Source organism: Micromonospora sp. NPDC049366 (genome assembly GCF_044466625.1).
Taxonomy (GTDB): Bacteria; Actinomycetota; Actinomycetes; order Mycobacteriales; family Micromonosporaceae; genus Micromonospora.
This window is the reverse complement of record NZ_JBITMV010000023.1, coordinates 1-13,043: the sequence shown is the minus strand read 5'-3', so window position 1 is coordinate 13,043 and position 13,043 is coordinate 1. Positions and strand designations below refer to the sequence as shown.

Annotated in this window: 14 protein-coding genes; all 14 read right to left on the bottom strand. The window is 73.4% G+C overall.

Annotated elements, in window-relative coordinates:
• Positions 1-60 precede the first annotated feature (60 nt).
• Entirely contained in the window at positions 61-4,092 is a 4,032-nt protein-coding gene (locus ACIBTV_RS27410) for a hypothetical protein (RefSeq protein WP_396709431.1), read from the bottom strand.
• 73 nt (positions 4,093-4,165) lie between these two features.
• Entirely contained in the window at positions 4,166-4,684 is a 519-nt protein-coding gene (locus tag ACIBTV_RS27405) for a hypothetical protein (protein WP_396709429.1), read from the bottom strand.
• Positions 4,633-5,229: a hypothetical protein gene (locus tag ACIBTV_RS27400; protein WP_396709428.1), complete on the bottom strand. Its 597-nt coding sequence runs from the start codon at positions 5,227-5,229 to the stop codon at positions 4,633-4,635. The genes ACIBTV_RS27405 and ACIBTV_RS27400 overlap by 52 nt, the downstream gene beginning before the upstream one ends.
• 113 nt (positions 5,230-5,342) lie before the next feature.
• Entirely contained in the window at positions 5,343-5,852 is a 510-nt protein-coding gene (locus ACIBTV_RS27395; RefSeq protein WP_396709426.1) for a hypothetical protein, read from the bottom strand.
• Positions 5,849-6,355, bottom strand: a complete 507-nt coding sequence (locus tag ACIBTV_RS27390) for a hypothetical protein (RefSeq protein WP_396709425.1) — start codon at positions 6,353-6,355, stop codon at positions 5,849-5,851. Before ACIBTV_RS27390 ends, ACIBTV_RS27395 begins: the two co-directional genes overlap by 4 nt.
• 7 nt (positions 6,356-6,362) lie before the next feature.
• Positions 6,363-6,818: a hypothetical protein gene (locus tag ACIBTV_RS27385; RefSeq protein WP_396709424.1), complete on the bottom strand. Its 456-nt coding sequence runs from the start codon at positions 6,816-6,818 to the stop codon at positions 6,363-6,365.
• Entirely contained in the window at positions 6,811-7,215 is a 405-nt protein-coding gene (locus ACIBTV_RS27380) for an HK97-gp10 family putative phage morphogenesis protein (protein ID WP_396709422.1), read from the bottom strand. The genes ACIBTV_RS27385 and ACIBTV_RS27380 overlap by 8 nt, the downstream gene beginning before the upstream one ends.
• Positions 7,216-7,218: 3 nt before the next feature.
• A complete protein-coding gene (locus tag ACIBTV_RS27375) occupies positions 7,219-7,686 on the bottom strand; it encodes a DUF6093 family protein (protein WP_396709421.1) in 468 nt (155 codons plus the stop codon).
• Positions 7,687-7,728: 42 nt separating this feature from the next.
• A complete protein-coding gene (locus ACIBTV_RS27370; protein ID WP_396709419.1) occupies positions 7,729-8,055 on the bottom strand; it encodes a hypothetical protein in 327 nt (108 codons plus the stop codon).
• A gap of 123 nt (positions 8,056-8,178) precedes the next feature.
• The gene (locus ACIBTV_RS27365) at positions 8,179-8,829 is read right to left on the bottom strand and encodes a hypothetical protein (RefSeq protein ID WP_396709418.1); all 651 of its coding nucleotides are present in this window, start codon (positions 8,827-8,829) and stop codon (positions 8,179-8,181) included.
• 70 nt (positions 8,830-8,899) lie between these two features.
• Complete coding sequence (locus ACIBTV_RS27360) at positions 8,900-9,394, bottom strand: hypothetical protein (RefSeq protein ID WP_396709416.1); 495 nt, start codon at positions 9,392-9,394, stop codon at positions 8,900-8,902.
• A 3-nt stretch (positions 9,395-9,397) separates the two neighbouring features.
• A complete protein-coding gene (locus tag ACIBTV_RS27355; protein WP_396709414.1) occupies positions 9,398-10,600 on the bottom strand; it encodes a Mu-like prophage major head subunit gpT family protein in 1,203 nt (400 codons plus the stop codon).
• Between the two features lie 18 nt (positions 10,601-10,618).
• Entirely contained in the window at positions 10,619-10,984 is a 366-nt protein-coding gene (locus tag ACIBTV_RS27350; protein ID WP_396709412.1) for a hypothetical protein, read from the bottom strand.
• Positions 10,985-11,029: 45 nt separating this feature from the next.
• The coding region (locus ACIBTV_RS27345) for a hypothetical protein (RefSeq protein ID WP_396709410.1) at positions 11,030-13,043 on the bottom strand (2,014 nt) is incomplete at its 5' end.

Genomic DNA, 13,043 nt, shown 5'->3' with positions numbered 1-13,043 from the left:
GCGACACCGGCCGACCCTCGGGCAGGGGCCGGCCGGTGTCGGGTGTTACGAGATGACGGGTCAGCCCTTGCGGCCGACCCGGGCGCGGGCGTCGAGCTGCCGCTGGTGGCCCTGTAGCTCGCCGAGCGTCAGCGGCCGCCCGTGGTTGTTGACGGTGAGACTGTTGTTGACCGTCGTCTGCCCGCCGCTCGACTGGCCGGCCGGCACATACCGGCCGCCGTACCAGCCGGCGCCGACGGCCAGCAGCCGCTCCCCGCGGGCCCGCTCACCGAGGCGGGGCACGAACAGCTCCCCGCCGGTGCTCTTCTCCGCCCACCCGTACATCGGCTGCGCGCCGCCCGGGTAGATCGCGGCGGCGCCGAGCATCCCCAGCCCACCGCCGGCGGCCATGTAGACGCCGCCGCGCTCGTTGCGCTGGAGGGTGATCCGCCCGTACGTGCGGATCACACTGTCGATCATCGCCGACGGCCAGCCGGCCTTGGCGAGGATCGCGCGGAGCTGCGCGAGGTACCCGTTGTAGCGCGCGGTGGCCTCCCCCGCGTTACCGGTCAGGGAGAACAGCGACTGGGCGCCCGTCTCGGCGAGCCCGAGGAAGTCGAGCACCGCGGCGAGGTTGTCGCGGCCGCCCTCGGTGCCCACGTCCACGCCGGGCCGGTTGAGGCTGATCCGGTCGGCGAGGTCACCGAACCCGGCGTTCGCGGCGATGTCCGCCCGCGCCCACGCCACGTAGGTACCGGAGTTGGACGGCGCCGCCGGCGCGGCCGAGGTGGTGAAGTCGGGCCGCTGCGCCAGGGCGAGCAGCGAGTTGATGGTCGACGCGTTGACCTTCTGCTGCTTGAGCGTCGCCCGCAGCCGGGCGATGTGCTCGTCGTACGCCTTGTTGGCCGCCTTCACCGACCCGGTCTCGTCGTACTTGGTGCGGGCGGCGTCCTGCGCGGCCTGGATGGCCGCGTAGACCGCCGACCGGTTCTCTCGGCCCTTCGCGGTGGAGAGGGCGAACGAGCGGCCGTTCTCCTTGAGCGCGGCCGACAGGGCGGCGACGGCGTCGCGGGCCCGCAGGTACGCCTGCGCGTAGTCCAGCCGGGACGCAGTGATCGGTGACGGCGCGACCGGCGCGGCCTCCACGTTGACCAGACCCGACGCGGCCGCCCGGACTCCGCCGCGGCGCATCGGCATGAACATGCCGCCGTACCACGACGCGGCGATCGCCAGCAGCGCCCGCCCGCGTTCCCGGTCGATGCCCTTGCGGGGCAGGAACAGCTCCCCGCCGGTCTCCCGCTCGGCGAACTGGTACAACGGCGGATCGCTGGCCGGGTAGATGTCCGGGCGGACCAGCCCCGACGCCGCGGCGATCGGCCGGCCGTACGGCACCGAGTAGCCGCCTTGAGCCCGGGGCAGGTGCACGCCGCCCTTCGCGTCCTTCGTCAGCGTGCCGGACCCACCCGGGCCGCTGACGTGGTAGCTGCCGGCGAGGCTCCCGCCGGCGATCTTCGTGCGGACGGTGACGGTGACGGTCTTGTTGTTGATCCGGTCGACCGCGGCCTTGGCCTCGGCGAGCCGCCGTTTCGCCTCGTCGGTCTTCGCCCCGACGATCACGACCTTCCCGTCCGGCAGCACCTTGACCTCGTAGCCGGCGTCGCGGAGTTTGGCGATCGCGTCTTCGGTCTTCGCGTCGACCTTGACGTCCTTGTCGGGGATCTTGAAGATTTCCCCCGCCAGGGCGGTCGCCGCCGCGGCGGAGCCGGTCATCTTGGTGGCCAGCTCGATGAACTTGTCGCGGGCGGAGTTGAGGATCGGGATCCCCGCCTGGGTGTCCCCGGTCCGCTTAACCTCGGCGTCGGCGGCCTCCGTCGCGGCTTTCTGGATGCCGATCAGGGCTTCCATGCTCTTGCGGCCCGCCTCGGTGCCGAGGTTGATCTCGTTGGTGCCCTTCTTCGTCACCCGCCCGTACTCGTCGACCACGTCCTTGGCCGTGTCGTACGCGTCCTCGAGGCGGATCTGCCCCTCGACGGCGCTGATCGTCTTCCCGTTGATCAGGTCCATCGTGGTGGCCAGGTCCTTACCGGCGAGGGCGGCTTCCCGGAAGCTGCCGCCCATCAGCTTGGCCCGCTCACCGGTCGCGGCCATCCCCGCCGCCCCGGTCGTCGCCGACGCCCGCAGCTTGTCCAGCTCGGCGGTCGACGACGGCAGCAGCTTCGCAAACTCGACCATGTCCAGCCCGGACGCGTTGAAGGCCTGATTCCACAGGTCTTGGGCGCCGGTCAGGTCCCCGGTCGTGCGGGCGTACGCGGCCAGCTCGGCGTCGAGCGCTTGTATCCGCTCGACGCTGCCGGTCCACGACCCGCCCTGGAAGATCTCGTTGAGGTTCTTGACCGGAGGGACCAGCGCTTCGATGGACCGCCCCAGCTTGGGCAGCCACCTGTCTGAGGCGGCCCCGGCGATCTTGCCCATGTTCTCGAAGTCGTTGCCGAACAGGCGGTCCAGCTCGCCGCCGATCTTGCCCTTCTGGCCGAATTCCTCCAGGGCGCGGCCGAGCGCCTCCACGTTGGGCGCGCTGCCATCGAACTGGTCGAGCACCGCCCCCGCGACCTGGAGCCCGACCAGCGCGGCCGCGGCCTTCCCCGCACCAGCCGCGGCGCCCCGCAGCCCACGACCGGCCCGTTCACCGGCGACACCCGTACGGCCCAGCGAGGTCGCGGCCCGGTCGGCGGCGCCCTGCATCAACCCGAGCGCCTTGGTCAACTTCCCGGCCACCACCGCGCCGGCGATCAGCACCAGCACAGTCCCCTGGATGGTGTCGGGGAGGCCTTGGAACAACCCGAAAACCACCTGCAGCACCCGGGAACCAGCGGCGAGCACGTCGAACATCGTGCGCAGCGCGTCGGCGGTGGCCGGGTCGGCCAGGGCGTCGCGGGCGATCGCGCCCAGCGGCCCGAGCACGTCCCGCAGCCCTTCGTACGCGGTGGTGAGGGTGTGCACGATGCCGGCCACGTCACCGGACGCCCGGCCGCTGGCGATGTACCGGTCCAGCGACGCCGCGGTGTCGGCGAGGGTGCCGCCCTGCGCCTGAACCTCGGACATGACCATGCCGGTCAGGGCGAGCACGTCGCCGGCGATGTCCATGAACAGGCCGGCGCCCTCGGCGCCGCGGCGGAAGTATTCCTCGAGGGAACCCGACCGGGCGGCCCGCTCGACCTTGGCGTTGAACCGGTCCAGGGAGTTGATCAGCCCTTGACCGAACGCGCGGGCGAGCGGGTCGGCGCTGGTGACCAGCGTCGAAATCGACCGGACAGTCGCCGGGATCCGCGCGTTGAACAGGTCGAAGAACCAGTCAGCGCCGGCGCCGGCGGTCCGGAACGCCGCGGTGAAGCTCGGGTCCATGACGGACGCGGTGATCTGCGTGAACGCCTCGTCCCAGTCGTCGGCGAGGTCGAACAGGCTGCCCCGCACCCGGGGCAGCACATCGGTGGCCAGCGCGTTGAGGTTGCGGGCCGCGTTGTCCAACGTCCGGTCCTGTAGCCCCTGCCGGAACCCCGACATGGCCGGCTGCAACCGCTTGACCTCGGCGACGACCGCGCGGGCGTTACGGCCGAGCCCAGCGAACGGATCGTCGCTCTTGAGGACCTCCCCGGACGCCTTCCCCACGCCCTTGAGGCTGGTGATCAGCACCCCGCCGGCCTGCGCCGTGCCGAGCAGCATCGGCGGCAGCGCGGCGCCGGCGACGGCGGTGGCGGACAGCACCCCGGGCAGGATCTTGATGGCGCCGCCGGCGGCGCCGAGCGCGGCGACACCGGCGGCCGCGTACAGCATCCCCCGCTGGTGGCGGCGGCCCGCCGCCTCGTACCGGCGGCCGGCGGCCTCGTATCGGCGGCTGGCTGTCTCGTACTGGCGGCTGGTCGTCTCGGTCCGCCGGCCGGCGGCCTCGGTCTGCCGGCTGCTGCGGTCCATCGCGTCGCCGGCGGCGCGCGACGACTTGGCCATCTCCTGCTGGGCGGCAGCGACCCGCCGGCTCATCCGCTCGGCCTCGGTGCCGCCGCTGATGTAGTCCCGCGCCACCATCCGCAGACGTACGGTCACGTTCCGCTCGGTCACCGCCGCCCCTCTCGTCTATGCTCGGCGGGCCTCTTCGGGAGTCGGCCCCCGGTCCGCCGGGGGCCGCCCCTCTCTACCGGCGCCGCCGCATCGACCGCGGCTTCTTGGCGACCAGCACCGCCGACCAGATGGAGTACGACGCGAGGTGCGCCGTCGACTCGTCTTTCTGCTGCCGCTCCTCGGCCCGGTGCAGCGCCTTGCAGGCGAAACACTCGTCGGGCCCATCCGCGACCCACCCATGCGCCGACTCGGGGTTGTCCTGGTCGTTGGCCGGATCCATGGTCTCGTCCAGGTGGTGACCACACCGCCGGCACAGCCCGCCCTCCCAGTGCTGGAGGGCAAGCATCAGGGACCGCTCCCGGCTGTCCCACTCCGGTTCGGTGCGGGTCACCCACGCCGCCGGCCGGCCGTCGTCGGTCCACGCCGTGACCTTCGTGTACTGGCGGGGCTCCCACCCGTCGAAGCGTTTGAGGCTGGCGCCGAGCTGCCGGGCGGCGGTCAGCCGCCGCCGCAGCTCCGGGTTGGCGCCGAGCCTCGCCGCTAGAAAGGGATGTCCTCGTCTCGCCGGTTCACCTCGGCGGCCGCGGTCCACAGCCGGTCGAACTGGGCGTCGGTGAGGACCGGTTCGAGCTTCGCCCACCGCGCGTCGGTCATCGTCGGCGCCGCGATGCACGCCCGCACCAGCGCCGGCACGAACGTCGCCGAGTTGTAGCCGTTGTAGTCGCGCGGGTCAATCCGCCCGGTGGTCGCGTCCTTCCGCGGCGGGTGCGCCTGCAGGAGCAGGTTGTAGTCCGTGGACGGCAGCGCCCGCACGATGAACGTCACCAGCTTGGCGCGCATCTTCTCGACCAGCTCGTCGAGCCGGTCCTGCTCCGGGTCACGCTCGGCGGGCTCCGGCGCCGCCGGAGCCTTGCTGGACAGCCGCACGTCGTCCTGCCCGAGCGCGGCGGCCGCCGCCGCGGCGTTGCGGGCGGCGTCACGCTTGTCGATGCGGTCCTTGACCTCTTCGTACTCCCGGCGCAGCTTGCCGTCCAGGCACAGCCGCACCGCCTGCTCGGGCAGGGACGCGCCCTCCACCAGGGCGTCGAAGTCGTCGTCGCTGGTGCCCACGATCGGGGCGCCGGTCTGCTCGGCCACGTGGCCTCTCCTTCGGATGATCCGGGCGGGGTGGGCGGGGAAAAGCAGGGTGCCGGCCCGCGTACTCCCCGCCCGGAGGTACGCGGACCGGCACGACTAGCGGCCCGGGCCGGCTACGCGGCGACGGGCACGTCCTCGGCGACGGCGCCGACGATGAACGGCTTCTGCACGATCGCGTGCACGGAGTTGCGGCCGGGGGTGCGCTTGCGCTGCTTGCCCATCTCGACCGGGTAGATGTCGAACTCCTGCCCGGCGGCGACCGGCACCTCCGAGTCGATGCCCCACCGCAGCGCGATGAACCCGCGGGTGCCCGCCGCGAGGGCCAGCCGGGCCTCGTCGTCGGACGGGCTGGACTGGTTGAACACGTACGTCAGTTCCATCGTCTGCGTGAAGTCGCCCCGGTTCTCGAAAACCTGCTTCGAGCACAGGCGGGCGTCCTCGACGTTGTTCTCGCTGGTCTCGGTGGTCAGACCGTCGCCGGTGAGGTAGCAGGTGATGTCGAGCACCGCGCCGGCGGTCAGCTCGGCCACGCTCGCCCCGGACAGGTAGTTCGCCAACGTCGGCACGAACAGCGCCAGCATGGTGCCGTTCGTGTTGACGCTCGCGGGAATCGGCTGCGTCATCGGCGCCCGCCCCTTCTGGTCTTGGTGTCACCGCCGGCGGGCTCGCCGGCGGTCTCGTCGGACTGCTCTCCGCCGGCGGGCGCCGGGGGGATGTCGCCGGCCGGCTCGTCGCCGGCGGGCTCCTCGACGGGCGGGGCCGGGGCGGCGGGCTCCTCACCGTCGGTGGTCTGCTCGGCCGTCGGGTAGGGCAGCGGCGGCCCCGGGTCGACGGCCGGTTCGGCGGGCTCCTCGGCGACGGCCGGCCGCGACGACCGGCGGGCCTTCGCGGTCCGCCCGGCGGGCCCGAAGTTGATCGGGTAGTCGGGGACGACGGTGGCGCCCTTACGTCGCCACAGGTCGACCCGGTCGGACCGCACGTCGAAGCGGCCGGCGCCGCCCTCGTCGGTGTCCTGCATCCACACCCACGCCCGCCGCCCGCCGAGGTCCGGCACGCTGCCGTCCTCACCGGTGCGCAGGGCACCCGGGAACGCCCCGGGCGTGGTGTCTGTCGTGTCGTCGGCCATGCCGGGGTCACGCTCCTCTGTTGCTGGTAGGGCTGGACATGAGCCGGAAGAACAGGACGGTCGTCCAAACCACCTGGCCTTCCGGTGTCGGGACCGGGTCGCGGTCGGGTCGCGCCGCGGCGCCGTCGAGCTGGAAGTCGCCGACCTGCCGGCCCGCGATGGTCGGCTTCCGGCGGTGCAGGGCCAGGGCGAGCCGGTCGACCGCGCCGAGCACGTCGGTGGGGGTGAGCCCGGCGACGGTGGCCTGGGTGACGGTCTCGACCTCTTGCCCCCACCCGGCCATCCGCTCCGCCTCGCTGACCGGGGTGCCCGGCGCCGACCAGAACACGACGTACGGGAACGCGGGCGGCTCGGGTACGTCGTCCAGGTAGCAGGTGACTGCCGACCCCATGGCGTCCAGGCCGGCCCGGGCGAGGGCGACGATCGCCGCGGCGTGCGCGACCGAGGGCTCCAGGTCAGCCACCGCCACGCACCCCCACCATGCCGCCGTCGAACGGGTCGGAGATCGCAGCGACAGCCGCGGCGAACTGGGGCCCGACGCGGTCCAGGGCGGGGCCCATGAACGCCCGCGGCGCCATGTTCCGGGTGCCCCACTCGACGTACACCGCGTACCGGGCGGTCGCGGAGATAGCCGCCTCGAGCACCCCGCCACCCATGTGGAGGGTGAAGTCGGGCGGGCCGATGGTGCTCTTGAGGTGACCGGTGCGGACCGGCGCGAACAGCTTCGCCAGCGCCTCCACCTGATAGGCGGAGGCCTTCACCACCGCGGCGCCCTGCCGGCCGATCCGGTGGTTCTTGACCCTCAGCTCCTCAGCGATGGTGTTCATTTCGTCGATGCCCTCGACCCACACGCTCGCCACGGCTCACCCCCCGGGAGTCGTCGGCGGATGCAGGTCGGCGCCGAGGTTGCGCTGGAGCACAATCGACGCGCCCGGCGCCGCCGTCACGTACAAACGCACCCCGGCCAGCAGCGGGTCGTCGGCGTCGAGCACGTCGACCAGGTCGCCCAGCTCGGGCAGCACCCCGGCCGGTACGGGCACCACCGACGCGTCGACCAGGTCGACGGGCACGGCCACCAGGTACGCGGCGGTCGACAGATCCCGCTCCCCGGTCGACCCGGCCGGGCTGGTGCCGCCCTGCGACTGGACCCGGCCGGGCCCCTCGTAGTAGCGCTGCGGCGGCAGCTTCGGCGTCGCACCCGTCACCGGGTCGCGTACGCCGAGGCGGCCCGGTTTCGACAGCCGCAACCGGGCGGTCATGGTGCCGAGCACCGCCGGCTCGTGGTGCGGCCGCCACCGCGGGTGGATGAACCTCGTGTTACGCAGCGGCACCAGCTCACCCCCCGCCGCGGCGGCCGCGCCCAGCGGGCCCGGTCATAGCTGGATGACGCCCCGGGTGACGTTGGCCGTCGCCGACCAGGTGATGACGGCCTGCCGGTTGGCCTCGGGGTCGGCGTACAGCGGCAGCAGCGGGATCACCCGCAGCTCCGACGCGGCGACCGTGATCACGTTGTCGGGCACGTCCTCACCGGTGGCGGTCTTGCCCGGCACGGCGATCGTGACGGTGATCGGATCGTCGCTGCCGTTGTTGACCAGCAGCGCCCGGTGGTTGCCGGTCTTCGCGGTGTCGCCGGCGGCCGCCGCGGCCAGCCCGGCGGCGACACCGTCCGGGCCGGGCTGCTTGGCCAGGATCTCGGCCATGCTGTCTCCTCACGTACGCGGGTGGGCCCGCACGACGAACGCCCACACCCGGGCGGGTGTGGGCGTGGGGTTGACCAGCGCGAACAGCGCCGGGCTTCCTCTTTTCGCAGATGGAAAGAGGGGTTACCAGTCGACGCCGGGGTGGGTGCCGACGGCGGGCATGTCGACGAAGTCGAACCCGTACGCGTACGGGTCGGCGACGGCGCCGGCTTCCCCGTCGGCCTGCTCCCGTAGCGCCCGCGCCCGGTCTTGCAGCGCCTTGGCGACCGCCGGCCCGTCCGTCGACAAGTCCTGGGTGGTGATCTTCTTACCGATCAGGGTCTCGGACACCGCGATCGTTTCCAGTGCCGCGGCGGCGCCCCGCTTGACGTTGTCGCCCTCCATGGCGAGCAGCGCGCCGAGCTGGGCGTCGGTGAACAGCGGGAACGCCTCGTCGGTGTCGGTGATCAGCAGCCGCACCCGCCCGACCGGCTCGGCGGTGTCCAGGGTGATCGGTTCGGCGCCGGTGGTGTCCCGGCTGACGACGAACGTTCCGCCGGTCGCGTCGGCGGGCTGCCCGTCGACCTGGGCGGTGATCCGGTAGCCGTACGTGCCGGCCGCCGGCGGGACGTACGACGCGCGCCACACGCTCGTCCCGTCCTGGTGCTCGACGGTCATCGCCGCCGGGGTGTCAGTCCCGGGCCGCTGGACGGCGCCGGCGACGACCGCGTCGGTTACCGTGCCGAGGTCCCACTCGACGACGAACCGGCCGCCGATCCACAGCTCCCGCGCCATGCTCCCGCCTTTCCCTTGTGGTGTGGCGCGCCGGCGCCGGCGGCCGCAGCGTCGCCGGCGCCGGCGCGGGTCACTTCCCGGCGGCCGGCTTGCCGCCGGCGTTGCGACGCGCGGCCGTGGTGGCCTTGGCCGGCGCCTTACCGGCGGTCGCCTTGGCGGCCGGGCGCCGGGCGGCCGGCTTGCCGGCGGCCGGGTCGGCCACGGTCCCGCCGCCGCCGGCGCGGCCCGGGTCCTCGTCGGGGTCGGGAGGCGGCACCGCGGGCTCGCGGAGTTGCACGTCTCCATCCCCTCCCTTCCCCTTGCTGGTGCCGCTGGGCGCGGCCCCGTGGTTGTGCACCACGGTGCCGGCGTGCCCGTCGCGGATGTCGGTCAGCAGCGCGTTCTGTTCGGTCAGCCGGTCGTTCTGCTCGGCGATGCGGCCGTTCTGCTCGTGGATCAGGTCGCACAACTCGTCGACCAGCTCGGTGAGCAGCAGGGTCGCCCGGGCGTTCTCCGCCTGTTGCGGCGTGAGGTTGGCCCGGGCGACCCGCTCGGCGAACGACGGCCCGCGCTGAGTGCGGGCCACCGGTCAGGAGCCCTTGCCGTCGCTACCCACGACCATCCGCGGGTCGACGAAGGTGCCGCCGAACACGTGCTGCACCTTCTTCTCCTGCTGCGAGTGGTTGAACGACCACGGCACCTCGCCGCCGCCGATCCGCCGCATGTCGGGGATCTTCTCGTACAGCCCCGGCTGCTCGTAGCCGCGGAGGAACCCGACCTCGATGGCCGGCCGGCCGCTGGTGTCGGGGTTGGCGAACACCGCCCACGTGGTGTCGGCGTTGGCGGTGCTGGCCACCGTCGGGAGCCAGAAGTTCACCGACCGGCGGAGGTTCGCCGCGACGCCGTTGCCGCTGATGATGGTGATGTTGCCGCCCGGGCCGATGACCCGGTACTCCGTGGCGTCGATGATCTCCTGCGCCTGGAGCGCCAGACCCGGGCCGACGACCAGCTCGACCGCGGTGACGGCGATCGGGTTGCCCCGCTCGTCGGTCCGCTTCATCAGCTTGGTGATCGCGGCCTGGAGGCTGGTGCGGGTGAGCGCCGGGTTGCCGGTGAGGATGTTGTCGTTCCCGACGGTGAAGAACGACGTGTTGAGGCCGGACGGGCCCGCCCACAGGCTCGTGGCGAAGTACTCCTCGGAGTCGACGGCCGACTGGGCGAGGTCCTGGGGGAGCCGCGCGAACGCGTCGAGGTCGTCGTTGACCATCGCCTCGAAGGACAGACCGAACCCGGCCTCGTACTTCTTCACGGCGTACTTGTACTCGCGCTCGTCCTGGGTGCGGCGCTCGTGCTCGGACAGCTCCGGCGTCTCCTTGAGCAGCCCCCGGATGCCGCTGGTGGCGAACCGCTTCACCTCGCGGAAGTCGTTCACCAGCGCCCGGCGGCAGTAGTTGCGCCAGGTCGTCGGCGCGGCGGTGTACGCGCCGTAGAGCTGCCGGTCCAGGCTGTCCCCGAACAGGGCCGGGAACAGGTCGGTGGACATGGCCTCCGCGAACTGGTGCAGGCCGCGGCGGCCCCGGATGATCTCGTCGACGAAGCGCTCGGCCTCGAGGACCATGGTTTCCCACTGCGGGCGGCCGTACTGGGCGACGCCGGCCTCGCGGGTGGAGCGGCTGACGGCGGTCATGCCGCCGCCGCCGAACATGGCGCGGATGTCGTTGCCCCGCGCGTCGATCGCCTCCACCGTGGCAGCGAAGTGGCTGCTGGTGGGGCGCTGTGCGGTGATCGTCATGGTGGTTGTGGCCCCTTCTCAGCCGTGGAGGTCGACGACGGCCGTGGCGGTCGCGCCGGACGCGACGGCCTCGACGAGCGTGCCGAACCGCACGCCGTTGGTGTTGTCGCCGTTGATCTTGGGGGTGGCGGCCGCGTCGTAGTAGACGGGCGCGTTGACCGCGAGCGCGGCGTTGCCCGCCCCGTTCTCGCCCTTGACGGACAGCCGGTACGACCCGTTGAACTTGACCGTCGCGGCGCCGGCGGCGTCCTGGTCGGTCAGCAGCACGCACGGCCGGTCACCGACCAGCCCCGGGTCGCCGACCTTGCCGCCGGCCGCGGGCTGGGTGAGCTTCCGGTAGAGCTGGTCGCCGACCTCGTGGACCTGGAAGTCACGAACTGCCATCGGTCCTTACCTCTCTTTCTGGTGTCTCGGCCGATGCCCGGGCGCTCAGTTGCGCCCGGTCGCGGCGGCCAGCGCGGCCTCGGGGATCATGCCCCGCCGCTTGTACATGTCGACCAGCGCCTCCTTGGTGGCCTGGTCGGGGCCCGCCGACTCGGCGGTGCGGGTGGTGCCGAACGCGGCCGGCAGCGCACCCGACGGGGCGCCCGTGCCGGCGCCCGCGCCGGCGCCCATGCCGGTGACCCGGCCGACGCCGGCGGACTCGCCGAGCTGCGCGACGTACGCGCCCTCCGCCTTGATCGCGGCCTCGGCCAGCACACGCAGCCGCGGCTCGTCCAGGGCGCGGGACTCGGTCAGCGGCAGCGCCGCGGCCGGGAACTCCGCCCGCACGCGGGCCTGCGCCGGCGCCGGCAGGTTGGACTCGGCCAGCAGGCTGTCCAGGATCGGCGCGGCGGTCTCCCCGGCCCGGTAGCGGGCCAGCTCGTCGCGGGTCTCGTCGCGCTCGCGGGTCACGGTGGCGAGCTGCGCCTCGGCGGCCTCGCGCGCCACGACCTCGGGGCTCTTGTCGCCCATGTCGTTCTCCCTCGCGGTGATGTCGGGCGCGGGGCCCGTCTCGCTGCCCGCCGGCCGGCGGCCGGCGGTGGTCTCGGTGGTGGCAGCCGTGCTGCCGTCGGATCGCACCGGGTCGTACACGGTGCGGGGGCGGACCTCGACCCGGTCGCCGAGCAGCTCCACCCGGCCGTCGTCGCCGCGGCGGTACGACTGCTGCCAGGTGCGGTGCTCGGACGGGCCGTCGCCGACGTTGACGGCGGCCTCGAACCAGACGACGCCCCGGTCGGGGTCGTAGTCGCGGGTCCAGCAGTAGCGGTCCTTCCCGCCATAGGCGGCGGCCAGGGCGTCGGACAGCGCCCGGGCCTGCTCCTCGGCGGTGGCCTCCCGGGTGCGGGCCGCGGCGGCCTCGGCGGTGTCCGTGACGCCGTCGGGCGCCGACCAGCGGCCCCGCTGGTAGACCTGCGGGGCGTCGGCCTCGACCCGGGCGACGAACACGCCGAGGGCGTCCCCGATCGCGCTGGACAGGGTGATCCGCTCGGCGCGGGTGACCCGACCCTCCCCGTACAGCTCGTCGGCGAGCTGGGTGAACCCGAGGTGGATGCGGGACTCCACGTACGCGCCCAGCGACCCGGACTCGCGCAGCACCGCGGCCCGGCCGGCCGGTGACGCGGCGGCTTCCCGCGCCGACTCCAGCAGCCCGACGACGCGGCCGCCGGCGCCCGGCTTGGTGACGAAATCAACGCTCTGGCCGTACGTCAGCTCTTCCAGGACCAGGCCGTGTCGGCCCTCCGCCTCGCCGTACTCCCCGTGGCCGTTGCCGTTGATACTGACCCCGATGTGCGCCCACGCCTCGGCGATGAACGTCTGCCAGGGGGCGAACACGCGGGCGGTGGTCCGCATGACCACCCCGCCGCCGTCCTCCCGCACCGGCCACGGGTCCTCCAGGAACACGGCGGCGAGCGTGGTCAGGGACCGCTCCGGCCGTTCGTCCTGCTCGGACCGTCCGGGGTGGTCGATGAACATCTGCGTGCCCTTGGGGTACACCTTGGGCACATCGCGCTCGAGCACCGCGGCGGAGTAGTAGCGGCTGCCGCTGGTGTTCCACCCGGAGCGGATCACGTCGATGACGTACACGCCGCCGGCGCCGGGCTTGGCCTCGCGGATGCTGCCGGCCGCCTCGTGCAGCTCCACCCGCTCGGCGGTGACGGCGCTCTCCACGGTGGCCAGCGGCGCGGGGGGCGGCTCCAGTCGGCGGTGCTCGTGCGACCCGGCCGCCTGGACATCGCCGGCGAGGTACGGGGTGAGGTCGACGCCGCCGACCTCCACCCGGGCGGGCCGGGCGGTGGCCTGGGCCACGACGCGTCGGGTGGCGCGTCGGATGGCGGCGGCGGTGTTCGCCTCGACGGCAGCCCGGTACCCGGCGACCAGGCCGGCCTCCCCGGCGCGGTCGCCGAGGGCGGCCCGCATGGCGGCCGGCCGCTCGTACCGGCCGGGAACGCGCGTGCGGCGC